The organism is Actinocorallia aurea (genome assembly GCF_054783995.1).
In genome coordinates this window covers 29,444-52,032 of sequence record NZ_BAAGPQ010000036.1, presented here as the reverse complement: position 1 = coordinate 52,032, position 22,589 = coordinate 29,444, and the positions used below count along the sequence as shown (strand labels likewise).

The window sequence follows — 22,589 nt, the reverse complement described above, 5'->3', positions numbered from 1 at the left end:
TTCCTCCTCACCGACCGCCTCCGCGACCCCGACGCCCCGGACCCGACCCCCCGCGTGACCGCGGCCCACCCCCGCCGCGCCCTCACGCCCGCCCACCCCTGACCCGCACCATGCGCAGACCTCCGGACATCCGCAGGTCCCGGTGGTTCAGGTGAAGGTGTAGGTGATGGGGAGGCGTTTGAGGCCGCCTACGAAGGTGGTGGCGGTCCATTCGGGGGTGCCGGCGAGGTCGATGGAGGACAGGCGGGGCAGGAGGGCGGCGAAGAGGGACCTGATCTCCATCCGGGCGAGGGCGGCGCCGAGGCAGTAGTGGACGCCGAAGCCGAAGGCGAGGTGGCGGTTGGGGTCGCGGGCGACGTCGAAGCGGAACGGGTCGGCGAAGACCTCCTCGTCGCGGTTGGCCGACGGATAGGACAGCAGGACGGACTCACCCTCGGCGACGGGGACTCCGCCGACCGAGGTGTCGCGGGCCGCGGTGCGCATGAACTCCTTGACCGGGGTGACCCACCGGATCATCTCGTCGGCCGCGGTCGGCAGCAGTGACGGGTCGGCGCGCAGCCGGGCGAGCTGTTCCGGATGCTCGATGAGGGCGTGCAGCCCGCCGGAGATGGTGGAACTCGTGGTGTCGTGCCCGGCCGTGGCGATGATGACGTAGTAGGACGTGGCGTCCGCCTCCGAGAGCGGTGCGCCGTCGACGCGGGCGGTCGCGATCGCCGAGGCGAGATCGTCGGTGGGGTGGGCGCGACGGGAGGCGGTGAGCTCCTTGAAGTAGGCGAAGAACTCCGCGAGGGTCTGGAACTGCTCGGCGGGGCTCGCGCCGCGGCGGAACTCCGAGTCCTGGCCGCCGAACAGCTCCTGGGTGAGGGTGAGCATGCGCGGGAAGTCCGATTCGGGCAGGCCGAGCAGCGAGAGGATCACATACAGCGGGTAGTGCACGGCGATCTGTCCGGCGAAGTCGCACGAGCCGTCGAGCTCCGCCATGCGGGCGACGTAGCGCAGCGCCAGTTCGTCGACCCGCGCCTGGAGCCTGCGCATCGCCTGGGGCCGGAACCAGTCGGCTCCGATCGCCCGGACGACCCGGTGCTGCGGATCGTCCATGTGCACGAGGGTGCGCAGGCCGGTGCCCTGCTCGCGGTGCCGCCGCTGGAGCGCGTCCATCTCGGAGGTGGCGAGGATCGGGCGCGGGCCGTTCAGGAACTCCTCGTGCCGCCGTTCCACGTCGAGCACGTCGGCGTGCCGGGTGACCGCGTAGAACGGGTCGAATCCTGGGGCCTCGACCAGGTGCACGGGGTCTTCGCGGCGCAGGATCCGCAGGGCTTCGTGCAGCCGCCGCTCCTGCGCGTAGGACTGCGGGTCGGCGACGGCCAGACCCGCTTCGCGCACTGACATCCGAGCATCCATCTCGCCCTCCGGCGGGGGGTGGGCGTCCGGGCCCCGACGGCCGGACGCTGCTCCCTTTCTAACATTCCCGCCACGCTCTGTGGCGCGTTGTCCACAGGACGCGAAAGTGCCCGGTCAGGCAGGGTAGGGGGAGACCGGTCCAGGAGTGCCCGGCGTTCGACGCGCTCGGTGCCCGGCCGGAGCGCGAGACCGGTGTCCGCTTCGTGGCCACGATCCATCCGTCGGCGGTGCTGCGCGCCGAAGGCAGGGACGAGGCGTACGCGGGTCTGGTCTCCGATCTCCGGGTCGTCGCCGGACTCCTCGGCTGAGCCGTGGGGGAGGGGCGCTTCCCGGGCGTGCGGGGGCCGCACGCCCGGGAGTCGGTCACCAGTGGGCGGCGACGGCGTAGAACGTGGTGCCGGGCCAGGCCTCGACGGCGGTCTCGGACGGGACGATCTTGCCCGCGCACAGGCCCCGCTCGGCGAGGCCGGAGATGATGCCGGGCAGGGCGTCCAAGGTGGACTGGTAGCCCTCGTGGAGGAGGATGATGCCGCCGGGGGCCACGGTCAGGGCGTTCGCGGTGATCTGCGCGGCGGTGATCCCGTTGTAGTCGTAGGAGTCGGTGGTCCACAGGACCTCGGTCATGCCGAGGCTGGTGGCGCTGGAGCGGATGGCGGCGTTGGTCCGGCCGTAGGGCGGACGGAACAGGGAGGGCGCCACCCCGGTCTGCGCGAGGAGGATCTGGTTGGTGCCGAGCAGTTCGTTGAACGCGTCGGTGGAGCTGAGCGTGTCGAGGAACGGGTGCGAGAAGGTGTGGTTGCCGATCCAGTGCCCGTTCTGCGCGAGCAGGTCCACGTAGGAGGGGTAGTCGAGGGCGTGCGCGCCGGTGAGGAAGAACGTGGCACGGACCCAGCCCGCGTCGTGCAGCGCCTGCACGTAGGCGGGGGTCAGCGTGGTGGGGCCGTCGTCGAACGTGATGGCGACGTAGCCGCCCGCGCAGGGCTCGTCGGCGGACGCGGGGGCCGCGGCGGCTCCGACCGCCACGGTGCCGAACGCGGTGGTCAGCGCGACGAGCGCGGCGGCGATGCGTGATCTGGCGGAGCGCCCCGATAGGCGGGGAGTGGACATGAGGGTCCTCCGGAAAGGGTCGGGAGGCGCGTCCACGCGGAACCGCCCCAGCCCGAAGGGGGTGCACCGGTCGACGGCCGTCCAAATCCTAATGTCGCGTTAGGCCACCCTCAGTCCGCAACGCCCGAATGACACCTTTCTGGTATTTCGTATGAGAATTTCCTGTCGTAGTCGTTCTCGCGGCACCGCCGCGCAGCCGTGATGCCCGGGTCCCGGACGCACGCCGGACCCCGCGACGGGATGGCTTCCCGCCGCGGGGCCCAGGCCCTCCGTTTCCTTCGTCCGCGCCGCCCCTAAACGCGAGGGGCCGCGACGTCCACGCACTCCAGGACCCCGAGCGCGTCGGGGACGAGGATCGCGGTGTTGAAGTAGGCGCTCACCAGGTAGCGGGCGATCGCCGCCTCGGTGATGCCCATGAAACGGACGTTGAGGGAGGGTTCGTACTCGTCGGGAAGGCCTGTCTGATGCAGTCCGACGACGCCCGAGTCGTCCTCGCCCGTACGCATGGCGAGGATGGAGGTGGTGTGGTCGGAACCGACCGGGATCTTCCCGCACGGGTAGATCGGCACCCCGCGCCAGCCCAGCAGGCGCTTGTCCCCTTCGACGATCTGGTCCGGCGCGACGCTCCGCCGGGTGCACTCTCGGAAGAACGCCGCGATCGCCCTGGGATGGGCGAGGAACAGGCGGGTGCCGCGCCGCATCGCCAGGAGGTCGTCCATGTCGTCGGGGGTGGGCGGGCCCGACCAGGTGGAGATCCGCTGGGTGTCGTCGGCCTGGTGCAGCAGCCCGAAGTCCGGGTTGTTGACCAGCTCCCACTCCTGCCGCTCGCGCAGCTCCTCCACGACCAGGCGGAGCTGCTCCTCCGCCTGGTTCATCGGCCCGTTGTACAGGTCGCCGACCCGGGTGTGGAGGTTCAGGACCGTCTGGGCGACGGCCAGTTCGATCTCCTGCGGACGCGGGTCGTAGTCGGCGTACGTCTCGGGCAGGCGCGGCTCGCCCCGGTGGCCCGCCGCCAGCCGGATCTCGGTCTCGCCCCTGCGGTTGGCCGGGGCGGCGGCCGCCTCGCGGTGGGCCGCCAGATGCGCGCGCAGCTCCGGGCTGACGTCGCGCAGCGCGGCGAGCTCGGCCCGGGGCAGCGCCAGGACGGTGCCCGCGGTGGCGGCCCGCAGGGTCTCCTTCCACACGGGGCCGTCCGTGCCCGCCGTCAGCAGGTCGGCGCCCGCGTGCCGTCCGTCGGTGAGGACGCCCAGCATCGCCGGGCCGCCGTACCGGCCGGTGCCGATCCGCTCGACGCGGCCGCGCGCGACGGCCAGCACCTCTGTCACCGGCTGCCCTTCGGCGGCCAGGACGTCGCCGGGCTCGACGTCGCGGGCCGTGAAGCGGCCCGCGATCTCGACGAGCACCGCGATGCCCCGGGCGGAGCCGTCGAGTCCGTGCAGGGCGGGGAACCCGCCGAGCGAGTCGGGTGCGACCCGCACGCCCGAGGCGCCCCACCGGAAGGCGAGCAGCCCTGGCCGTGCCGTGGTGGTGCGGCGGCGGTTGATCCGGTAGGTGCCGCCGCGGACCTCGACCCAGGGGAGCTTGCGCAGCAGCCACCTGGAGGAGATGGCCTGCATCTGGGGCGGGGTCTTGGTGGTGGTCGCCAGCAGGCGGGCCGCTTCGGTCGCCAGACTGAGCGCGGGCGGGTCCGCCAGGGCCTCCTCGATGGGGGGCATCGCCTCTCCTTCTCCTCCTCCGGGGGTCAGACCCGGTCGGCGGCGATGAGCAGATAGTGGAAGCTGCCGCCGGTGTAGGCCTCCAGGAAGGCGTCCTCGATGCCGGTGACGAGGTGCTCGGAGCGGGCGCGCATCCGCCAGTACGGGATGGTCGCCTCGGTGAGGTCGATGACGTTGATCGGCACGAGGTTGTTGGCGGCCATCGCCTTGAAGTAGGCGCTGCGCGGGTGGATGTCGCAGATGTAGTGCGAGTTGATCTCGCTGACGGCCCGGGACGGCAGCCCGTAGACGTCGTTGTAGCAGCCCGTGATGGTCACGTAGCGGCCGCCCTGCTTGAGCAGCCTGCTGTGTTCGGCGAAGAGGTCGAAGAGGTCGACGTACATCGTGGACTCGTTGTTCCAGATGCCGTCGAAGGTGCCCGTCTCGAAGCCCGTCGCGAGCATGTTCCGGAAGGAGAAGTGCACGGAGTCCGCGACCTCCCGGCGCTCGGCCTGCTCATTGGCGAACCGCACCTGCTCCTCGGAGATCGAGATGCCCTCGACCTGGGCGCCGAACCGGAGATGGGCCATGAAGCTCGTGCCGCCCCTGCCGCAGCCGGCGTCCAGCAGCCGGCCGCCCGCGGGGATCGGCGCCAGGTGGTCGAGGAGGAACGACGCCTGGGCCGTCTCCAGCCTGTGCAGTTCCTCGATGGTCCGCTGCTCGCGGGTGTCCTCCGGGCCTTCCAGCACCGACCAGTCGGGCTCGCCGATGCCGTAGTGATGGTGGTAGGTGCCGCTCACGTCGCCCAGCAGGAGGTTGACCGGATTGCGCTCGGCGTTCCAGTAGTCGGCGACGGAACGCTGGTAGAGGCTCTTGAGCACGGGGGCGGTGGTGGTCGGGGACATGGCCGTTCCTCTCGGTCGGTGTCTACTTGACGGGTTTCGCGCGGTGGCTTCGGGGCCGGTTCACTCGGCCGGGGTGCGGTAGCGGGGGTTGGTGTCGTGCCATTCGAAGCCGCCGCCCATCCAGGCCCGGACCCCGCGCAGGAACCACTGGAGCTGCGGGGACGGCACGGCCGCCAGTTCGGCGTGCGCGGCCTGGAAGGCGCGGACCAGGTCGTTGTGCAGGTCGACGACGGTCTCGGTCGCCTCGGCGACGGAGCAGCCGCGGTCGGCGGCGACGAGCAGGACCATGTTGCAGACGGGCTTGGCGTCGGCGGCGTCCTTGGCGACGGAGAAGAGGTCGTTGAGCATGACCGAGGCGGTGCCCGCGTGGAAGAGGGCGTCGCGTACGCGTTGCTGGTAGTACAGCTCGGCGGGCACCTCGTAGCCGCCGACGGCGTCGACCAGGGTCATCGAGGTGTAGAAGCTGTCGTGCTGGCGGGCCGACAGGTACTCCCAGGCGGGCGGGCGCCGGTCGGTCTCGCGCCAGGCGGCGTAGGCGCTCCAGCTCACGAACATCGCGAAGGTGGAGTAGCAGACGCGCTGGACCTGGGCGGCACTGGCGCGGGCTGCCATGTGCGCGGTGGCCGAGCGCAGCATCCGCAGCACGAGGTCGTCGGCGAGGGCCTCCTCCAGCGGCGGCGTGAAGTCGCCGGCGAAGGGCGGCGCGTCCATCGCCGACATCGCCAGCGCGAGCCGCGGCGGGAGCAGTTCGGGGACGGCGCCGAGCGAGGTGTCGTCGGCGTAGTAGTCGTCGGCGGCCCACCAGGCCGCGTTCAGCTTGGCGGCCGTCAGCAGCGCCTCGGGGTCGTCGCTGTCCGGGTGGGTGAGCATCGCGAGCCTGCCGAAGCCCGCCGCGGCCATCGCGTCGAGTTCGTCGTCGCGGAAGCCGAGCCCCGAGGCCCAGGCCAGCAGCCGGGCCTCCACCTCGGCCGACAGCGCGTCGTCGATCCGCTCGACGGCCGGGACGTAGAGGGGCGACGCCGTTCCGTCGCCCCACGATCTGTGCGAGTACACCGGCGGCGCGCCGATGGTCCTGTTGACGGCGGCCGCGCCGGTGCCGAGGCCGGTAGGCCCGGGCATCCGCCAGGGGACGCGTTGTGCCGTGGCTCCGCCAGGCTGCCCGCCCACGCCCATGATCCACCTCCACGCGATCTCGTGTTCGCCAAGAGAGTGTCACGTTTCGTGAGTGCCTGGATACGATATGTGCCTTCCGGGAAAGTGATAGATCACCGTCCGCGCGGCTATGGACACGGAGCGCGACTAGTGATACGCGTGTGGCCTGCGTGTCCGGTGTGTCGGAGGTGGTGGGTGTGTGTCCAGGGTCGGGGATCACCGGTAGGAATGTTACATTCGGCCCGTTAATGGATACTTAGAGTAATGACGGGAGTGCTGTTCCTGCTCCCGGAACTCGATCCGGCGGTGCGCCGCCGGGGACGGAAGGAGCCTTCCGTGAACCGCAGTCCCTTGCGCTTTCGCAGGCGCCGTCGGCTGACGGTCCCGAGGGCGCTGGCCGTGGTACTGGGCCTGACGGCGACCGGCATCCCCGCCGTGCTCGCCGAGCCCGCAGCGGCCGAAGCGGTCCACAAGCCCAGTGACGACCCGTTGGTCGCCGGCACCGAGGACTTCGACGACGTCGTGGACCTCGACCTTCGCTGGTAGCCCCCGCCCTGTTCGTGCCCGGAGGACTCCCGGCCCCTCCGGGCACGCCCCGCTGCCCCTCCCCGCTCCGTCAGCGTTCGGCCGCCGCCTCCGTGAGGCGCCGCGCCGTCGCGACGAGCTCGGCGAGCCGGGCATGGTGGGCGCCCTTCCAGTACAGGCGCCCGCACCCGGTGCAGCGGGCGAACTCGTCGTAGGTCCGGGACGTCCCGGCGGGCAGGGACGTCAGGACGTCCGCCTTGGGGACGGGCCGGAGAAGGGCGTTGCAGGCAGGGCAGCGTGTCCAGGGCGCCAGCGGCGGCGCGAAGCGGTCGAGGACGTCGGCGAACTGGTCGTCGGGGTCGTCTCCCCGGACGTGGGCGCCGAGCCAGAGCGCACGGCGCCGCAGGAGGCCCCGGTCGCGGGTGAGCAGGACGCGCCGCTCGCCGTTGGCCACGACCACCAGAGCGGGATCGTCGAGCGCGGGATCGTAGGCGGTGTCGAGCCCGACGAGGCGAAGCCGCCGGGCCAGGGAGCCCAGATGCACGTCCAGGAGGAAGCGGGCCGGCGAAGGCAGCGACTGCGGTCTGCGGACCGGGGTGACGCGCACTTCGTCGCCGTCTCTCGGGCGGTAGGAGGGGGAGACCCGCCTACCGCCCACTTCGAGCCCGCCGACCTCGGTGAGCGGTACGCCGACCGCCTCGACGACGTGCCCTAGCGAGGACGTTCCGTCGTGGCGTACCCGCACGGCTCCTGCGCGGTCCCGAGGACGCAGGAACAGGCGCAGGCAGGGGGCGAAGGACAAGGACAGCTCCGCAGGGCCGTCTCCTGCCTTCACGCGGATACGGCCGGCACGATGTTCTGGTTCACGTGCAACACGTTGTCCGGGTCGTAGAGGGCCTTCACCGCGGCGAGGCGCTCGTAGTTGGCCCGGTAGGAGGCCCGGACGCGGTCTTGCCCTTCGTCCATCATGAAGTTGACGTAGGCGCCCCCCGCCGACGTCCCGTGCAGGGCCTCCCAGTACTCGCGCGCCCAGGCTCTGAGGGCTTCGGCGCTGGCCGGGTCGGGGTCCACGCCCACGATGACGCCCGACCACCCGCCGTCGCGGTAGGCGAAGGCCGTCGCGTCGGACGGCACCCGCGCCACGGCACCGTCAACGGGGTAGAGGTGCATCGTCGACTGGGGGGTCGGCAGGCGTTCGGCGAAGGCGCGGTGGACGTCTATGGCCTCGTCGGTGATCTCGGTGAAGAAGTCGGCCCTCCAGTACCACTGGAGGCCGGGCGGGTAGAGGGCGTCGAACGCGCTCTGCAGGGCCGTGAACGGCATCGCGGAGAGGCCGACGAGGAGTGGCGCGCCGAAGGAGCGGACGGGTGACAGGATCTCGTCCGCCCGGTCGCGCGGCCCGCTGTAGCACCAGATGATCGCGCAGACCTTGCGCCCCCACAGGGCTTCGGGGAAAGGCGGCGCGGGCGGGACGGTGATGAAGGCGAACCAGCCGTTCAGCTCCTCGGGCAGGGACGGAAGCACCTCGCGGTACCAGCGCAGGACGTCGCCCGCGTCGTCGAGGTCGTAGAGCACGGGCCCGCCGACGATGAGTCCTTTGTCGCCTATCTCGTGGCAGCGGAAGGTGAAGGAGGTGACGATGCCGAAGTTGCCGCCGCCGCCTCGCAGCGCCCAGAACAGGTCGTCGTGGGAGGTCTCCGAGGCGCGGATGAACGCCCCGTCGGCCAGGACGACGTCGGCCGACAGCAGGTTGTCGATCGTCAGCCCGCAGCGCCTCGACAGGTTGCCTATGCCGCCGCCGAGCGTCAGTCCTCCGACGCCCGTGGTGGAGATGATCCCGGACGGGGTGGCCATGCCGAAGGCTGCCGTGGCGTGGTCCACGTCGCCCCAGGTGCAGCCGCCGTCCACCCGGACGGTCCGCCCCTGCGGTTCGACGGACGTGCCGCGCTGGGCGGAGAGGTCGATGACGAGGGCGTCGTCCCAGATGCCGAGGCCGCCCGCGTTGTGGCCGCCGCCTCGGACGGCCAGGGTGAGGTCCTGGGCGCGGCCGTGCCTGACGCAGGCGATCACGTCGGCGACGTCGCGGCATCGGGCTATGGCCGCGGGCCGTTTGTCGATCATGGCGTTGTAGACGGCGCGTGCCGCGTCGTAGCCGGGGTCCGCGGGAAGGATGAGGTCGCCCCGCAGCGCTGTGCGCAGTTCGTCGAAGGCACTCATGGGTCCGCCATCCCCTGAAGCACCTCCCGCTATGTACCTGAATGTTCCTGTTTCGCCTAGATTGCAGCCCGCTATTGCGTGACCTTTGCCACGAAAAGCACTGATCCTTGCTGTCTTGGGCATGAGTAGTGACATGAAGTGGTTTCGCAGGCACACCGAGTCCGACCGTCGTCCGACCGCCCGCGAGCGCGCCGCCGCCGCGCGCACCGCTCGCGCCGAAGCCGACCTCCGCGCCACCGAGGCCGAGATCCACGCCCTGGCCGCCCGTGCCCGTCGCGCGGTCCGCAACGCCTGACATCACACGAAGAGCGCGTCCACGACCCGGTGGACGTGCGCACGAAAGCGGGCCATCTCCCTCGGATCGCCGCGCGGCGCGATGAGGGGGATGCCCGCCACCGCGTGCAGTTGGATCGTCCAGACCAGCGTCCAGACGACGAGTTCCGCGTCGACCCCCTCGCGCGCGATCGCGGCCAGCGCGGGCACGAGGGGGTCGGCCTGCGGCTTGGCGTAGGTCCGCTCGACGTCCCTGAGGTCGCTCGCGTCGTTCATCCACCGCTGCACCCACAAGGCGGCCACGTGCGGATTCTCGTGCATGTAGTCGAGGTAGTCGTCGACGAGGCGGTGGTAGTCGTCCCGGGTGAAGCCGGGCCGCAGATGTTCGGCCACGAGCCGCAGGTCGAGGTCCTGCGCCTCCTGGTAGACCGCGAAGTAGAGGGCACGCCGCCCCCCGAACTCCCCGGCTATCTCCTCGATGGGCACACCGGCCGCGCTCGCGATGAGCTCACTCGTCGTCTGGTCGTAGCCCAGTTCGCCGAACAGTCGTGCGGCGGCGCCCAGAAGTCTCTCGCGGGATGTCCGTTCCGCCATGGCGCCGCCTCCTCCGCCGGGATCCGCAGTGGTCAGGGCGCGGGCGAGTACGTGGTGAGGGTCTCCTGCCGCGACTGCACAGGGACGCTGAGCGTGCCCGTGCCGGCCTTGGCGAAGGTGAAGGTGAGCTCGATGTTCCCGCCGCTCGGCAGGGGCGCCTTGACGCCTTTCAGGATGATCTTCGCGCCCGGCCCGACCCGGACGTCCTGCCCGGCGGGCAGCGGGATCGTGCCGCCGACGATCTCGGACGACTGCGCGGCCGACGACGTGACGGACTGCAGCACATCGGCCTGGGCGGTGGTGCCCGAGGTGTTGTCGACCTCGCCGCCCGCCGGATGGTTGACCATCGTCAGGTAGACCGGGACGTTCGAGCCCGCGGGCAGTTCCGCCCCGTCGTCGCCGCCGAGCACGAACACGTCCCGGAGGTCGATCTGGCCGACCTGCCCGTCCACGCCCGCCTCGGGGGACACCGAGCCGGAGTCGCCCGCGTCCTCGTCGCCGCCGCCGCAGCCGAACAGCAGTGTCCCGCCCAGCAGTGCCAGCGCCGCGACCGAACCGATCCTCATGCGTCCCCCCAAAGCGTCCTCGCCCCTCCCTGTGGGGATGCCAGCGATCCGCTCCCGGCAAAACACCCGTCGTCCCATGCGAGGGCAAAGGCGCGCGGGCGGGCCGTCGGACGTCAGGAGACCGGGACGGCGTCCTCGAACGTCATGCGCAGGTGGGAGACGGTCGTCGTCGTGAGCGCCGGGAGGCGGTCGAGGCCGAGGCGACGGAGGTCCTCGGCGGCGGGATGGGGGCCGAGGACGACGGCAGCCCCTCCGGGGCGCATGCGCACGCCTGACGGGGTCATCACCCAGGGGGTGCGCCGGGTGACGCCGTCTATGCAGGAGTAGGCGTCGACCGTGGTGGTGCCCGCGCTGGAGGGCACGGGAAGGCCGGGCTTCACCTGGAGGGCGACGGCGAGGGCGCCCTTCTCGTGGACGGCCGCGCGCTGGGGGTTCGACCAGTCGATCGGCAGGTGGGTGAGGACCTTGGGGAACCCCCAGATGCCCCGTCCCGCCGCCAGAGTGAACTCCCCGTCCACGGGAAGCCAGTGGATGAAGGCTCCGACGGGAGAGGCCCCCTCGCCCTTGCCCTCGACGAGGAAGGCGACGGCGAACTCGTGGTAGGGGCCCAGGTCACCGTCCTCGTACTCGATGAAGGCGAGCGTGCACACCGCGAGGCCGGGGCCCGGGCGCAGGACGCGCAGGCCGCTGTAGCCGATGACGCTCTGGGCGGTGCGCGCAGGAACGGCCCACATGGCCGAAGCCACGCGGGCCTTGCGGATCTCGACGGGCATGGCGATCTGTCGTCCCTGGATCTCGTGCATGCCTCAAGTAGAACAGGTTCTAGATCGGAGTCTCAAGGCCCGCCCCGCCGGGCCCGGTTCCGGTCACCGCCGGGTGAGCTCGGGGCGCAGCGCCAGCAGGACGCCCAGAGCGGCGTACCCGACGACCAGATGGACACCGCCGACCCAGCCCGCGACGTCCTCGCCGAAGATCCCGTAGGCCGGTACCGACACGATCGCCCAGCTCTCGGCGACCAGCGGCCACCCGCGCAGCACGCCCCGCCAGCGGCCCGCGAAGGCCAGCTTGACCGAGATGATCGCCATGCCCAGCATCGACAGCGGCCAGGTCAGGTCGAGGACCGCCAGCCACCCCGACTCGGCCTGCGCGTCGGGCAGGACGCCGTGCAGCAGCGACCAGACGCTCGCCAGGCCGAGCACGAACGCCTCGAACCGCAGCGCGAACCGCGCGGCCTTCGACGTGCCGATCGCCATCGTGCGGATCTGCACCCACAGCAGGCAGAGCACGCCGAGCTGGAAGGCGAGTCCGGTCAGGTCGATGATCCGGCCCTCGGTGCCCGTGCCGTCGCTGCCGAAGGCGCAGATCGTCACGGCCCAGGTCAGGGCGCCCGCGGTCAGGCCGAGGCCCGCCCTGCGGATCGCCGCATCCGACGGCCCGGTCCCCGCCGCGGGGCCGCTCGGCGCGGCGACGTCGGTCCGGGCGCGGGCCCGCTCGTTGGTGTAGCGCGTTTCCATGGTCTCCTCCGGTCGGTGTCACGTGCGGCGTCTGCCGCGACGTGGTCCACGATCCGCGCCCGCCGTCCCGAGCCGGCAGGGCCGCCCATCCCCGATCCGCGCCCGGATCAGCGCCGGGCCGTCCCGGGACGCGCGTCCCTGGGAGGACGCCCCGGAAAAAGCGACAATGACGGACGTGACCGATGCGTCCCCCGCCGAGAAGCCCACCGGCGCCCCGCCACCCGCGGCCTCCGAACCTTCCACCGTCCAGCCCGCGTCGGCTCCCGGCTCGGTGCGGGCCGTCCTGCCCGCCGCGCTCGCCCTCGTGGCGCTCGCGTGCACCATCGCGACCGCGGTCCTGGAGGTGCGGAACGCCGGGGTGGACGTCCCGCGCAACACCGGCGTGGACGGGACGAGCTGGCCCGCCTCCCTCTGCGGCTTCGTGCAGGCGGCCTCCGCGGCGCTGCTGCTGCGCAGGCTGCCCCGGCATCCGGTCGCCTGGGTGCTGATGGTGTCCGGGCTGCACTGGGCGCTCAACGGGCTGGCCGGCGCCTGGATCGTGCACGGCCTCTACGTCGCCCCGGGCGCGCCCGGCGTCGCCCCCGCGTTCTGGCTCTACACCAGGCTCGGCGCGGCGCTCCTGCTCGGGCTGCCCCTGCTGCTCCTGCTCTTCCCGGACGGCAGGCTGCCGGAGACCCGGCTCTGGCGGGTGCTCGCGGCGGTGAGCCTCGGGCTGACGGCGCTGCTGCCCGTCGTCTGGGCGCTCGTCCCCTCCTCGGTCATCGCCGCCATGGAAGGGCCCCCGGCGCCGGAGATCGCCCGGCTCGACCTCGACCCGCTGAGCCTGAACCTGCCCGACGCCTTCTGGACCGCGACCGTCCACGCCGCGCAGGCGGTCACCCCGGTGACGCTGCTCGTCCCGCTGGCCGTTCTCGTGCACCGCTACCGCGCCGCGGGGCCGGAGGGCCGCGCCCAGATCCGCTGGCTGATCTGGGCCGCGCTGGTCAACGCGTGCGTGCTGCTCCTTCCCCTGGTCCTTTCGTCCGACCTCCCGGCACTCCTGCTCTACGCAGGCATCTGCCTCGCCTGCGCGGCGATCCTCGCGGCGGTGGCCAAGTACCGGCTCTACGACATCGACAGGCTGCTCCCGGCGACGCTCCTGTACGCGCTCCTCGCCTGCGTCGTCGTGGGCCTGGACGTCGTCGTGTTCACGGTGGCCGGGAGCGTCCTCGGCGAACGGGACTCGGCGCTCGCGGCCATCGCCGTCGTCGCCGTCGCCTACGCGCCGCTGCGCACGGGCCTGTGGCGGCTGTCCCGCCGCCTCGTCCGCGGCTCCCGCGACGACCCCTACGCCATGGTCTCGACCCTCGCGGCCCGGCTCGACCAGGCCAGCGGCCCGGACGAGCAGCTGTCCGCCCTGGCGAGAACGGTCGCCGACGCCTTCCGGCTGCCTTACGTCCGGGTCGAGATCCAGCATCCCGACGGGGTGCGCTCGGTCGTCGAGCACGGAATCCCACGCGGCCCCTCGGTGTCGCTGCCCGTCGTCTACTCCACCGCGGCCGTGGGCAGGCTCGTGCTGTGCCGGGCCGAACTGACCGAACGCGACCAGCGGCTGCTCGGCGACCTCGTGCGCCAGGCCGCGGCGGCGGCCCGCGCGAGCGAACTGAGCGCCGACCTCCAGCGGATCCGCGCCCAACTCGTCACGGCCCGCGAGGAGGAGCGCCGAAGGCTCCGCCGCGACCTGCACGACGGGCTCGGGCCGAGCCTCGGCGCGGTCGCGCTCCGCATCGAACTGGCCCGCAACCTCGCGGCCGGCGACCCCGCCCGCGCGGACGCCATCCTGGAGCAGACCGCGGCGGAGGTCTCCGGCGTGATGGCCGACGTCCGCCGCCTCGTCCACGACCTGCGCCCGCCCGCCCTCGACGAACTCGGCGTGCTGCGCGCCGTCGAGCAGCACGCCGACCGTCTGCGCTCGGCGGCGCTCCAGATCATCGTGGTCGGCGGCGGGGGCCTCGACGAGCTTCCGGCCGCCGTGGAGGTCGCCGCCTACCGGATCGTGTCCGAGTCCCTCGCCAACGTCGTCCGGCACTCGGGCGCGGGCCGCTGCGAGGTGACGCTCGCCGTGCGCGGACCGGTGCTGGAGGTCGAGGTCCGCGACGACGGCTCGGGCATCGGTCCCGACACCGCCGCGGGCGTCGGCATGCTGTCGCTGCGTGAGAGGGCCGCCGAACTGGGCGGGGACTGCGCGGTCACCTGCCCGGAAAGCGGTGGCACACTGGTGCGCGCGAGACTCCCCCTGCAGGCGGAGTCCGCGATGGAGACGGCGATGGAGGCCGCAGGTGCCTGAAGCTTCCGGCGAGCCCTTGCGGATCCTCCTCGCCGACGACCACCCCGTCTATCGCGACGGACTGGCCATGCTGCTCGGCTCGGTGCCCGGCATCGACGTCGTCGGCACCGCGGCTTCGGGGGCCGAGGCCGTCACGGGGGCTGCCGAACTCCAACCCGACATCGTGGTGATGGACGTCGGAATGCCCGGCATGGACGGGATCGAGGCGACCCGCCGGGTCACCGCGGCGAGCCCGCACATCGGCGTCGTCGTGCTGACCATGGCCGAGGAGGAGGCCACCCTCTTCGCCGCGATGCGGGCCGGAGCGCGCGGCTACCTGCTGAAGGGCGCGAACCAGGCCGAGATCGTCAGGGCGATCCGCGGGGTGGCCGCCGGGGACGTCATCTTCGGGCCGTCGGTGGCACGCCGCGTCGCCGACTTCTTCGCCGGACCCCAGGACGCGGAGGCCTCCGTCCCGGAGCCCGCCGAGTACGTCTTCCCGCAACTCACCCCCCGCGAGCGCGACATCATAGAACTGGTCGCCGCGGGCCGCTCCAACGCGCAGATCGCCGCAGCACTGTTCCTGTCCCAGAAGACCGTCCGCAACAACGTGTCGAACATCTTCACCAAACTGCACGTCGCCGACCGCGCCGAAGCGATCATCCGCGCCCGCGACGCCGGCCTAGGACGCTGACCCCCGAACAGACCCCCACCCCCGACCCACCGCCCCACGCGGCCCCAAGCCCCGGCAGGTTGACCGGGCCCGGAAACATCGTCTTACGTGGCTACGAGCCCGACAGGGCCGCCCAGGCCCGAAACGCCGACCTGCACGGCCTCTGCCGGATCTCTGTAGAACTTCCAGGTCTGGTACGCCGACCTGTGCGGCGTGACCCGGGATCGCTGGCAGAGGTCGAGGGCCCGGAGGCTGGTTTGTGTGGTTTTGGGGGCTCGGAGGCTCGGATGGCCGGGGGAGGGCGGCGGGTGGGTCATGGGACGGGGGAGTTGTAGCGGAGCAGCGCGGCGTGGTCGGGGTGCAGGCGGACCTCGGTGAGGGTGCCGTTGTCCAGGGCGGGCAGACGGCGGCGGTATTCGGCGAGGGGGATGCCGAGGAGATGGCACAGGGCCAGGCGGATCGCGGTCGTGTGCGCCACGACCAGGACGCGCCCGCCCTCGATCTGCCGAAGGCAGGAGACGAAGCGGTCGGCGGCGGCGCCGGGCCTTTCCCCGCCCGGAAGGGGGTGCGCCGCCGGATCGGCCTCGAACGCGGCGCGCGCGGCCGGGAAGCGGACGCGCATCTCGGCCTTGGTCATCCCCTCGGCGAGACCGAAATCCAGCTCCCGCAGCCGTGCGTCGGCCTGCAGCGGCACCCCCGCCGCCCGCGCGCTGGGCGCCGCGGTCACCTGGGCCCGGCTCAGCGTCGAGCTCCACACCGCGTCGAGCCCGGCCCCCTTCGCCCACCCGGCCAGCCGCTCCGCCTGCCGCACCCCCGCGTCCGTCAGTGCGATGTCGCTGACCCCCGCATACCGGTTCTCGGCATGCCACACCGTCTCCCCGTGCCGCACCAGCACAAGATCCGTCATCCCGCCCCTCCCTACCCGGCTCCGACCACCCCGAAGATCATCCCACCCTTCCCCGGCCCCGCCCCTCCAGACCACGTCGTCTCCTCCCATGCGTCGCCGTGGGCCCGACGCGCTACGCGATCCCGAACCGCGTCCCGCCTCGAACGGCCGCGGCGTCGCCCTGTGAGAGGGCGGTCGGTCGCGAAGGTCGTGGGCGCGGCCCCGGTGGTCGGTGCTGCCGCGACGCTCGACTCTTCGGGCGCGCACGGCTTCAGCCCATCGTCTTCTGCCCGTCGATCGCCTCGCGCAGGATGTCGGCGTGCCCGGCGTGCTGGGCCGTCTCGGCGAGGATGTGCAGGAGGACGCGCCGGACCGTCCACGTGGCGCGGGGTGGGAACCACGGTGCTTCGGGGAGGGTGTGCGCGGTGTCGAGGTCGAGCCCGGCGACCAGCGACTCGGTCTCGGCGGCGATGTCGGCGTAGAGGTCGAGCAGGGATTGCAGGGTCTCGCCCTCGTCCGGCACGAACTCGCGGGCGTGGCCCGCGGAGTCGGTGGGCCGGCCCTCGGCGCCGTGGACGGCGAAGCGCATCCAGCCGCGCTCGGTCAGCGCCACGTGCTTGACCAGCCGCCGAGGGTCAGTTCGCTCACCGTGCTGCGCTGCGCCGCCTGCTCTTCGGTGAGCCCCCTGACGGCGAAGCGCAGGAAGTCCCGGTGCTGCCCCAGCGCGGTGAGCAGATCAGCGCGTTCCGTGTTCATGGCGTCACTATAGGTCCACGCTGAGTGTTGGTCGAACTGATATTCGAGTCGTCCCGTCTTTCAGAGATGCCGGATTCGTCTATCCCTACCGATTTGGTAGAAAAGTTTGGTCAGGGGCTGGATACCCGATTTCGGTCATGGTCTACTGGCTTCTCCTAGTTTTCCTATCGAAGGAGTTGGAATGTCGCTGTCCCGTCGCGGATTCGCCGGACTCGTCGGAGGGGGAGCCGCGAGTGCGGCCCTGGCGGGCACCCCCGCGTTCGCCTCGCCGTCCGAGCCGAGGGCGGGAGAGGTGGAGTTCAAGGCGGAGAAGGGCAAGAAGCGCCCGCCGAAGCAGCCCAACATCCTCGTGATCATCGCCGACGACCTCGGCGCCGCGGACGTGTCGAGCTACGGCGCCCCGCACATCAAGACGCCCAACCTCGACAGGCTCGCCGCGCAGGGCGTCCGGTTCACCCAGGCCTACTCGGGTTCGGCCACCTGCTCGCCCACGCGGTTCTCCCTCTACACGGGCCGCTACCCGGGGCGCCTCCCCGGCGGTCTGCTGGAGCCGCTCAACGCCCGCGGCGTCGGCCTGCCGCCCGAGCACCCCACTTTGGCGTCCCTGCTGAAGAAGGCGGGCTACGACACCGCCCTCATCGGCAAGTGGCACGCGGGCTACCTGCCGGAGTTCAGCCCCACCAAGAGCGGCTGGGACGAGTTCTTCGGCAACTTCGGCGGCGCGCTCGACTACTTCTCCAAGATCGGCACGCAGGGGGAGTACGACCTCTACGAGGGCGACGCCACCTACGAGGACCTCCGCTACTACGAGACGATCCTCACCGAGCGCGCGGTGGACTACGTCGGCCGCCGCCACGACAGGCCCTGGCTGCTGAACCTCAACTTCACCACGCCGCACTGGCCCTGGGAGACCAAGGACGACAAGGCGGTCAGTGACGAGATCACCGCCAAGATCAAGGCCGGTGCGAACCCGACCCAGGCCCTCCTGCACAACGACGGCGGGTCGGTGGAGGTCTACGCCGAGATGGTCGAGTCGCTGGACGCGTCGATCGGCAAGGTGCTGGCCGAGCTGCGCAGGTCGGGTCAGGAGGACAACACCGTGGTGCTGTTCTCCAGCGACAACGGAGGCGAGCGCTTCTCCTACAACTGGCCGCTGACCGGGAACAAGGCGAGCCTGTACGAGGGCGGCATCCGCGTCCCGAACATCCTGCGCTGGCCCGCGGCCCTCAAGGGCAGGCAGTACAGCGCACTGCCCGTCTTCAGCCCCGACTGGACGGCGACCCTCCTGGAGTTCGCCGGAACCGTCCCGGACGCGGCCTACCCTCTGGACGGCAGGAGCATCGCCGGCCACCTGCTGCGCGGGGAGTCGGTGCCCGAGCGCGACCTGTTCTGGCGCACCCGCGGCTACCGGGCGCTGCGCCGGGGCGACTGGAAGTACTTCCGCGGCACCAACGGGCAGGACCAGCTGTTCAACCTCGCCGTCGACGAGCGCGAGGTGAGCAACTACGCGGCTTCGGAGCCCGCGAAGCTGGCCTCCCTGAAGCAGTCGTGGGAGGCCATCGCAGGCACCCTGCTGCCTTACAGCTGACGTAACGGCCGCGGCCTTTCCGGCCCGACAGGGGCGCGCGACGGTTCCCGACCATGGGACCGTCGCGCTTCCATTTTCGGGCCTGCTGTGGGACGGGTTTCATTCTGTCCATAAACTCGCAGGCAAGGGCCGGTGCCGGGTGCGTCGGCCCGGTGGGCCCGCCAACGGCGGCGGCCCGCGGAAAGGCACAGGACAATGACATATCTGACGGTCTCCGGTCCGCGCAGGCTGGACGTGACCCAGCGGGAGGAGCCCTACACGCCCGCACCCGACGGCGTCGTCGTGGACCTCGTCTACACGGGCATCTGCGGCACCGACGTGCACGGCTACACCGACGGGCACATGCTCCCGCCCGCGGTCTTCGGCCACGAGTGGACCGGCCGCATCAGCGCGGTGGGCGCCGAGGTGAAGGGGCTGCGGATCGGGCAGCGGGTCGTCGGCGGTGTGGGCCCCGCCTGCGGGCACTGCCCCCAGTGCCGGGCCGGGCACGCCCGCCAGTGCGACACCGCCTTCGCCGAGGCCAACGGGGTGGACCCGGCCGCGCCCCCGCACGGCGGTTTCGCGCGCAGGCTGGCGGTGTCCGCCCGGCGCGTCATCCCGGTGCCCGACGCGCTGACGGACGCCGAGGCCGCCCTCGTCGAGCCCGCCACCGTGGCCTTCCACGCGGTCCGCCGCGCCGCGATCGTCTTCGGCGCCCTCGTCGTCGTCCAGGGCGCGGGCCCGATCGGCCTGCTCACCGCGCAGCACGCGCGCAACGCCGGCGCGGGCCGCCTCATCGTCTCCGAGCCGTCGCCGGCGCGCCGCGAGACGGCTCTGCGCCTCGGATTCACCGACGTGGTCCCGCCCGAGGACCTCGCTCCGCTGCTCGCCGCCGCCTCAGGCGGCCTCGGCGCCGACGTCGTGTTCGAGTGCGCGGGCGTCGCGGCGCTGCTCCAGCCGTCGGCCGAGCTGGTGCGCCGCGGCGGCACCCTCGCGCTGCTGGGCTTCCCCTTGACGGACTCGACGGTCAGCTACGGCGACTGGCAGGCGCGCGAGCTCACCGTGATCGGCTCCCTCGCCTACAACCATGACGACTTCACCGCCACGATGCAGGCGATCGCGTCGCGGAGGCTGGACGTCAAGGCGCTGCACACCGCGACGATCCCGCTGTCGCAGCTGCGCGACATGCTGGAGGAGCTGGACTCCGGCAGGAGCCCCCAGACCAAGGTGCTCGTCGACCTCAACGCCTGACGCGCGAAGGCCCCGGCACACCCGTGCCGGGGCCTTCGCGCTGCCGGGAGCTAGCCGAGCCCGCCCTCGTTCGGGGCGAGGACGCCCGCGATGACCAGGAACAGGATCAGGAAGCCGAGCGCCACGCGGTACACGACGAAGGGCATGAACGTGTGGGTGCTGATGTACTTCAGGAACCACGCGACGGCGGCGTAGCCGACGACGAACGCGATGAGGGTCGCGACGATGGTCGGGCCCCACGCGGGGGAGGGCCCCTCGCCGATGTCGAAGAGCTCCAGGACGCCTGAGGCGAGGACGGCGGGCATGGCCAGCAGGAACGAGAAGCGGGCGGCGGCCTCGCGGCTGTAGCCGAGGAACAGGCCCGCGCTGATGGTGCCGCCGGAGCGCGAGACGCCCGGGACCAGGGCGAGGGCCTGGGCGAAGCCGTAGCCCAGCGCGTGCGGCAGCGTCAGCTGGCTGATGGGCTTGCCGGGGGAGTTCAGCCGGAGCCGGTCGGCGGCGGCGAGGATGAGCCCGAAGAGGATGAGCGTCGCGCCGATGATGCGCAGGTCGCGCAGGGCGGTCTCGATGGTGTGCTGGAAGATGAGCCCGAGGATGCAGATGGGCAGCGATCCGGCGATGATGAACCAGCCCATGCGGGCGTTGGGGTCGCCCCGCATCTCCTTCTTGAACAGCGCCAGCACCCACGAGCGGATGATGGACACGATGTCCTTGCGGAAGTAGATGAGGACCGCGGCCTCGGTGCCCAGTTGCGTGACCGCGGTGAACGCGGCGCCGGGATCCTCCCAGCCGAACAGCGCGGAGAACACCCGCAGGTGGGCGCTGGAGGAGATGGGCAGGAACTCGGTGAGCCCCTGGAGAAGCCCGAGGACGACGGCTTCGAACCACGACATGAGTCAAGCGCTCCGATTCGGAGACGGACGGGAGGACGATCGCGAAGCCGATCATGACCCCGCCCGCCGAGATGTTACCTCGAAGACCGGTGAAGGGTCCGATCGTCGCCGATCATTCATCCGACCTTATTCTCCTTTTCCTCCGATCTTGACGGGAGTAGGGAAAGCGGCCGCGTTCCACCGGTCAGCCGCCGCGGGAGCGCCAGCGGAGCGCGAACCACAGCTCCATCCGGACGTCGGGGTCGGAGAGATCCCGGTCGAGCAGCCGGCTCACCTGGCGCATCCGGTGCCGGACGGTGTTGCGGTGCACCCCGAGGTCCGCCGCCGTCCTGTCCCAGCTGCCGTGGTGGGCCAGCCAGGCGCGCAGCGTGCCGAGCAGCACGGCCGCGTCGCGGGCGCCGTCCAGCGGGGCGAGGAGGCGGGCGGCGTGGCGGGCGGCTTCCACGGGCTCCAGAACGCCCAGGAGCCCGTCGGCCGGCTCGTCCGCGATCATGGCCGCGCCCTGGATTCGGGAGCCGTTCAGGGCGGCCTCCGCCTGCTCGCGGGCCTCCCGGAGGTCCTCGGCCCGGTGGGCGCGGCTGATCCCGGCGAAGATCCCCGCCTCGTCCAGCGCGCGGGCGCCGTCTCCCGGTGGCCTGTCGCCCGGGACCAGGGCGGTGTACGCCTCGCCGTCGGGCATGACGTAAGGCGTCGCGAGGATCTCGGCGAGAGAGCGGGCCACGGCGCCGGGCGGCCCGTGCAGGCCCGGTGGAAGGGCGCGGATCACCCGCCAGGTGGTGTCCTCGGGCAGGTCGAAGGGGGCCGCGAAGGCCGCCTCCCAAGCGGGCGGCCTCAGGAGGCCCGCGACGGCGGCCGCGCCCAGCGTGCCGGCGGCCGAGGTCTCGGCGGGCGCGGTGAACAGCAGCGACAGCGCCGAGGCCGCCACCGCGATGAGTCCTCGGTCGGCCACCCCGAAGGGCGCCTCGCGGGCCACCGCCATGGCGTAGCCGGACGGGGAAGGGCCGATCAGCCGCTGGATCTCCACCTGCTGGCCCGCGGTGTTCAGCGCGGCGCTGAGCGGCGTGCGGCTCTCGCAGGCCCGGTTGAGCGCCTCGCTCACCCGGCGGTCCGCGCGGACCTCGCCGGCCGCCCAGGTCCGGTCCCGGTTGTGATCCACGACGAGGACCCAGCCCTCGAGCAGATCGGCGAGCCGGTCCACGACCGCGCGCAGCGGGCCGGGGCCGCCCGCCGCCCGGATCAGCACGCCCTGGCCCTCCGACAGGCGGCGCAGCGCCAGGGTCTCGGCCCGGACGAGCTCGGCGTGGTGGGCCTGCGAGAGCGCCGCGAACGGGATCTCCGGCGGGATCTCCAGGAGCGGCATGCGGGCCGCGGCGCAGGTCGCGATAAGCGCGGCGGGCACCTGGTCGAAGACCCCTGGAGTCAGCCCGAATCCGAGGGCGGTGACCCCGGCGGCGGCGAGGCGCGCGACGTAGGCGGTGCTGTTCTCCGGCCGGAAGCCGATGCCCGCGGTGAGCAGCAGTTCGCCGCCGGACAGGTACGGCGTCGGGTCGGCCAGTTCACTGACGTGGACCCAGCTCACCAGCCGGTCCGCCGGACCCGCGCCGCTCAGGACGCGGAGGCCGAACCGGTCGACGAAGAGCCGGAGGTGCACCACCTCACCAAGCTAGCCGCTCCCCGCCCGCGGCCCGGCCACCGGCCTGGAGCGCCGACCTCCGCCCCGAGTCCGGGACCCGTCCATGGCGGAGCGCGCACCGGGTTGCGGGCGACGCGCTGGGGGCGCAGGCTGTGATCATGCACCGATCCGCGCCGCTCGTCGTCGTCATGGGGGTCTCCGGCTCCGGCAAGACCACGATCGGGCAACTGCTCGCCGAGGCTCTGGACGTGCCCTTCGAGGAGGGCGACGGGCACCACCCGGCGGAGAACGTCGCCAAGATGGCCTCCGGACTCCCTCTCACCGACGAGGACAGGGAGCCCTGGCTCGACATCCTCGGCGGCTGGCTGCGCCTCCACGAGGCGGGCGGAGGCGTCATGTCCTGCTCGGCCCTCAAGCGCGCTTACCGCGACCGCCTGCGCTCGTTCGCCCCGACGGTGCGCTTCCTGCATCTGCACGGGCCCAGGGAGCTGCTGGCCTCCCGGCTCCAGGACCGGACGGCGCACTTCATGCCGCCGTCCCTGCTCGACTCCCAGCTCGCCATCCTGGAGCCGCTGGCGGACGACGAGGCCGGCGCGACCCTCACCGTGGGTCCCCTCCCGTCGGTCCTGACCCACAGGGCGCTCGTCGTTCTAGGCGCCGTGCCCACCGACGACTGA

Annotated in this window: 23 protein-coding genes; 7 read left to right on the top strand and 16 right to left on the bottom strand. The window is 72.2% G+C overall.

Annotated features, from left to right (window positions below; genetic code table 11):
• Positions 1-147: 147 nt before the first annotated feature.
• From ACYVOM_RS37815 to ACYVOM_RS37795, 5 genes are all read right to left on the bottom strand, one after another.
• On the bottom strand, positions 148-1,389 hold the full coding sequence (locus ACYVOM_RS37815) for a cytochrome P450 (protein ID WP_460308429.1): 1,242 nt from the start codon (positions 1,387-1,389) through the stop codon (positions 148-150).
• Between the two features lie 375 nt (positions 1,390-1,764).
• Positions 1,765-2,508, bottom strand: a complete 744-nt coding sequence (locus tag ACYVOM_RS37810; RefSeq protein ID WP_460308428.1) for a polysaccharide deacetylase family protein — start codon at positions 2,506-2,508, stop codon at positions 1,765-1,767.
• Between the two features lie 293 nt (positions 2,509-2,801).
• Positions 2,802-4,223, bottom strand: a complete 1,422-nt coding sequence (locus tag ACYVOM_RS37805; RefSeq protein ID WP_460308427.1) for a family 2B encapsulin nanocompartment shell protein — start codon at positions 4,221-4,223, stop codon at positions 2,802-2,804.
• A gap of 26 nt (positions 4,224-4,249) precedes the next feature.
• Positions 4,250-5,107, bottom strand: a complete 858-nt coding sequence (locus ACYVOM_RS37800; RefSeq protein WP_460308426.1) for a geranyl diphosphate 2-C-methyltransferase — start codon at positions 5,105-5,107, stop codon at positions 4,250-4,252.
• Positions 5,108-5,167: 60 nt separating this feature from the next.
• Positions 5,168-6,274 (bottom strand): family 2 encapsulin nanocompartment cargo protein terpene cyclase, encoded by a 1,107-nt coding sequence (locus ACYVOM_RS37795; protein ID WP_460308425.1) that lies wholly within the window; start codon positions 6,272-6,274, stop codon positions 5,168-5,170.
• A 249-nt stretch (positions 6,275-6,523) separates the two neighbouring features.
• Between ACYVOM_RS37795 and ACYVOM_RS37790 the strand changes: the two genes are divergently transcribed.
• Positions 6,524-6,805, top strand: coding sequence for a hypothetical protein (locus ACYVOM_RS37790; protein ID WP_460308424.1), 282 nt, complete (start codon positions 6,524-6,526; stop codon positions 6,803-6,805).
• Between the two features lie 70 nt (positions 6,806-6,875).
• Here the strand turns inward: ACYVOM_RS37790 and ACYVOM_RS37785 are convergent, their stop codons facing one another.
• Complete coding sequence (locus ACYVOM_RS37785) at positions 6,876-7,592, bottom strand: Mut7-C RNAse domain-containing protein (RefSeq protein WP_460308518.1); 717 nt, start codon at positions 7,590-7,592, stop codon at positions 6,876-6,878.
• Positions 7,593-7,615: 23 nt separating this feature from the next.
• On the bottom strand, positions 7,616-9,001 hold the full coding sequence (locus tag ACYVOM_RS37780; RefSeq protein ID WP_460308423.1) for an FAD-binding oxidoreductase: 1,386 nt from the start codon (positions 8,999-9,001) through the stop codon (positions 7,616-7,618).
• 121 nt (positions 9,002-9,122) lie between these two features.
• On the opposite strand from ACYVOM_RS37780, the gene ACYVOM_RS37775 reads away from it, so the two are divergent.
• Complete coding sequence (locus ACYVOM_RS37775) at positions 9,123-9,296, top strand: hypothetical protein (RefSeq protein WP_460308422.1); 174 nt, start codon at positions 9,123-9,125, stop codon at positions 9,294-9,296.
• A gap of 2 nt (positions 9,297-9,298) precedes the next feature.
• On the opposite strand, the gene ACYVOM_RS37770 is transcribed toward ACYVOM_RS37775, so the two are convergent.
• The 4 genes from ACYVOM_RS37770 to ACYVOM_RS37755 form a co-directional block, all read right to left on the bottom strand.
• Positions 9,299-9,868, bottom strand: a complete 570-nt coding sequence (locus tag ACYVOM_RS37770; protein ID WP_460308421.1) for a TetR/AcrR family transcriptional regulator — start codon at positions 9,866-9,868, stop codon at positions 9,299-9,301.
• 32 nt (positions 9,869-9,900) lie between these two features.
• On the bottom strand, positions 9,901-10,434 hold the full coding sequence (locus ACYVOM_RS37765; protein ID WP_460308420.1) for a copper chaperone PCu(A)C: 534 nt from the start codon (positions 10,432-10,434) through the stop codon (positions 9,901-9,903).
• A gap of 113 nt (positions 10,435-10,547) precedes the next feature.
• Positions 10,548-11,237, bottom strand: coding sequence for an acetoacetate decarboxylase family protein (locus ACYVOM_RS37760; RefSeq protein WP_460308419.1), 690 nt, complete (start codon positions 11,235-11,237; stop codon positions 10,548-10,550).
• 63 nt (positions 11,238-11,300) lie between these two features.
• A complete protein-coding gene (locus ACYVOM_RS37755; RefSeq protein ID WP_460308418.1) occupies positions 11,301-11,948 on the bottom strand; it encodes a hypothetical protein in 648 nt (215 codons plus the stop codon).
• 175 nt (positions 11,949-12,123) lie between these two features.
• Here ACYVOM_RS37755 and ACYVOM_RS37750 point away from each other — a divergent pair, with 175 nt between their 5' ends.
• Together ACYVOM_RS37750 and ACYVOM_RS37745 are read left to right on the top strand one after the other, a co-directional pair.
• Positions 12,124-14,274: a sensor histidine kinase gene (locus ACYVOM_RS37750; protein ID WP_460308417.1), complete on the top strand. Its 2,151-nt coding sequence runs from the start codon at positions 12,124-12,126 to the stop codon at positions 14,272-14,274.
• Positions 14,267-14,947 (top strand): response regulator, encoded by a 681-nt coding sequence (locus ACYVOM_RS37745; RefSeq protein WP_460308416.1) that lies wholly within the window; start codon positions 14,267-14,269, stop codon positions 14,945-14,947. The genes ACYVOM_RS37750 and ACYVOM_RS37745 overlap by 8 nt, the downstream gene beginning before the upstream one ends.
• 292 nt (positions 14,948-15,239) lie before the next feature.
• Here ACYVOM_RS37745 and ACYVOM_RS37740 read toward each other — a convergent pair whose 3' ends face one another.
• The 3 genes from ACYVOM_RS37740 to ACYVOM_RS37730 form a co-directional block, all read right to left on the bottom strand.
• Complete coding sequence (locus ACYVOM_RS37740; protein WP_460308415.1) at positions 15,240-15,833, bottom strand: histidine phosphatase family protein; 594 nt, start codon at positions 15,831-15,833, stop codon at positions 15,240-15,242.
• A gap of 250 nt (positions 15,834-16,083) precedes the next feature.
• Entirely contained in the window at positions 16,084-16,425 is a 342-nt protein-coding gene (locus ACYVOM_RS37735) for a mycothiol transferase (RefSeq protein WP_460308414.1), read from the bottom strand.
• Positions 16,416-16,568 (bottom strand): hypothetical protein, encoded by a 153-nt coding sequence (locus ACYVOM_RS37730; RefSeq protein ID WP_460308413.1) that lies wholly within the window; start codon positions 16,566-16,568, stop codon positions 16,416-16,418. The genes ACYVOM_RS37735 and ACYVOM_RS37730 overlap by 10 nt, the downstream gene beginning before the upstream one ends.
• A gap of 181 nt (positions 16,569-16,749) precedes the next feature.
• Here ACYVOM_RS37730 and ACYVOM_RS37725 point away from each other — a divergent pair, with 181 nt between their 5' ends.
• Together ACYVOM_RS37725 and ACYVOM_RS37720 are read left to right on the top strand one after the other, a co-directional pair.
• Entirely contained in the window at positions 16,750-18,156 is a 1,407-nt protein-coding gene (locus ACYVOM_RS37725; protein ID WP_460308412.1) for a sulfatase-like hydrolase/transferase, read from the top strand.
• A 195-nt stretch (positions 18,157-18,351) separates the two neighbouring features.
• Positions 18,352-19,386, top strand: coding sequence for a zinc-dependent alcohol dehydrogenase (locus tag ACYVOM_RS37720; protein ID WP_460308411.1), 1,035 nt, complete (start codon positions 18,352-18,354; stop codon positions 19,384-19,386).
• Between the two features lie 50 nt (positions 19,387-19,436).
• On the opposite strand, the gene ACYVOM_RS37715 is transcribed toward ACYVOM_RS37720, so the two are convergent.
• Positions 19,437-20,279, bottom strand: coding sequence for an undecaprenyl-diphosphate phosphatase (locus ACYVOM_RS37715; protein ID WP_460308410.1), 843 nt, complete (start codon positions 20,277-20,279; stop codon positions 19,437-19,439).
• Between the two features lie 184 nt (positions 20,280-20,463).
• Positions 20,464-21,933 (bottom strand): PucR family transcriptional regulator, encoded by a 1,470-nt coding sequence (locus ACYVOM_RS37710; protein WP_460308409.1) that lies wholly within the window; start codon positions 21,931-21,933, stop codon positions 20,464-20,466.
• Between the two features lie 137 nt (positions 21,934-22,070).
• Here ACYVOM_RS37710 and ACYVOM_RS37705 point away from each other — a divergent pair, with 137 nt between their 5' ends.
• Positions 22,071-22,589 carry a gluconokinase gene (locus ACYVOM_RS37705; protein ID WP_460308408.1) on the top strand — a complete coding sequence of 173 codons (519 nt, stop codon included), beginning with the start codon at positions 22,071-22,073 and terminating at the stop codon, positions 22,587-22,589.

Excerpts from the sequence above, each read along its gene's own strand:
- ACYVOM_RS37730 (WP_460308413.1), bottom strand. The coding sequence starts at position 16,568 with ATGAACACGGAACGCGCTGATCTGCTCACCGCGCTGGGGCAGCACCGG.
- ACYVOM_RS37810 (WP_460308428.1), bottom strand. The coding sequence starts at position 2,508 with ATGTCCACTCCCCGCCTATCGGGGCGCTCCGCCAGATCACGCATCGCC.
- ACYVOM_RS37805 (WP_460308427.1), bottom strand. The coding sequence starts at position 4,223 with ATGCCCCCCATCGAGGAGGCCCTGGCGGACCCGCCCGCGCTCAGTCTG.
- ACYVOM_RS37815 (WP_460308429.1), bottom strand. The coding sequence starts at position 1,389 with ATGTCAGTGCGCGAAGCGGGTCTGGCCGTCGCCGACCCGCAGTCCTAC.
- ACYVOM_RS37770 (WP_460308421.1), bottom strand. The coding sequence starts at position 9,868 with ATGGCGGAACGGACATCCCGCGAGAGACTTCTGGGCGCCGCCGCACGA.
- ACYVOM_RS37780 (WP_460308423.1), bottom strand. The coding sequence starts at position 9,001 with ATGAGTGCCTTCGACGAACTGCGCACAGCGCTGCGGGGCGACCTCATC.
- ACYVOM_RS37740 (WP_460308415.1), bottom strand. The coding sequence starts at position 15,833 with ATGACGGATCTTGTGCTGGTGCGGCACGGGGAGACGGTGTGGCATGCC.
- ACYVOM_RS37800 (WP_460308426.1), bottom strand. The coding sequence starts at position 5,107 with ATGTCCCCGACCACCACCGCCCCCGTGCTCAAGAGCCTCTACCAGCGT.
- ACYVOM_RS37755 (WP_460308418.1), bottom strand. The coding sequence starts at position 11,948 with ATGGAAACGCGCTACACCAACGAGCGGGCCCGCGCCCGGACCGACGTC.
- ACYVOM_RS37725 (WP_460308412.1), top strand. The coding sequence starts at position 16,750 with ATGTCGCTGTCCCGTCGCGGATTCGCCGGACTCGTCGGAGGGGGAGCC.
- ACYVOM_RS37705 (WP_460308408.1), top strand. The coding sequence starts at position 22,071 with ATGCACCGATCCGCGCCGCTCGTCGTCGTCATGGGGGTCTCCGGCTCC.
- ACYVOM_RS37720 (WP_460308411.1), top strand. The coding sequence starts at position 18,352 with ATGACATATCTGACGGTCTCCGGTCCGCGCAGGCTGGACGTGACCCAG.
- ACYVOM_RS37790 (WP_460308424.1), top strand. The coding sequence starts at position 6,524 with ATGACGGGAGTGCTGTTCCTGCTCCCGGAACTCGATCCGGCGGTGCGC.
- ACYVOM_RS37760 (WP_460308419.1), bottom strand. The coding sequence starts at position 11,237 with ATGCACGAGATCCAGGGACGACAGATCGCCATGCCCGTCGAGATCCGC.
- ACYVOM_RS37715 (WP_460308410.1), bottom strand. The coding sequence starts at position 20,279 with ATGTCGTGGTTCGAAGCCGTCGTCCTCGGGCTTCTCCAGGGGCTCACC.
- ACYVOM_RS37765 (WP_460308420.1), bottom strand. The coding sequence starts at position 10,434 with ATGAGGATCGGTTCGGTCGCGGCGCTGGCACTGCTGGGCGGGACACTG.
- ACYVOM_RS37775 (WP_460308422.1), top strand. The coding sequence starts at position 9,123 with ATGAGTAGTGACATGAAGTGGTTTCGCAGGCACACCGAGTCCGACCGT.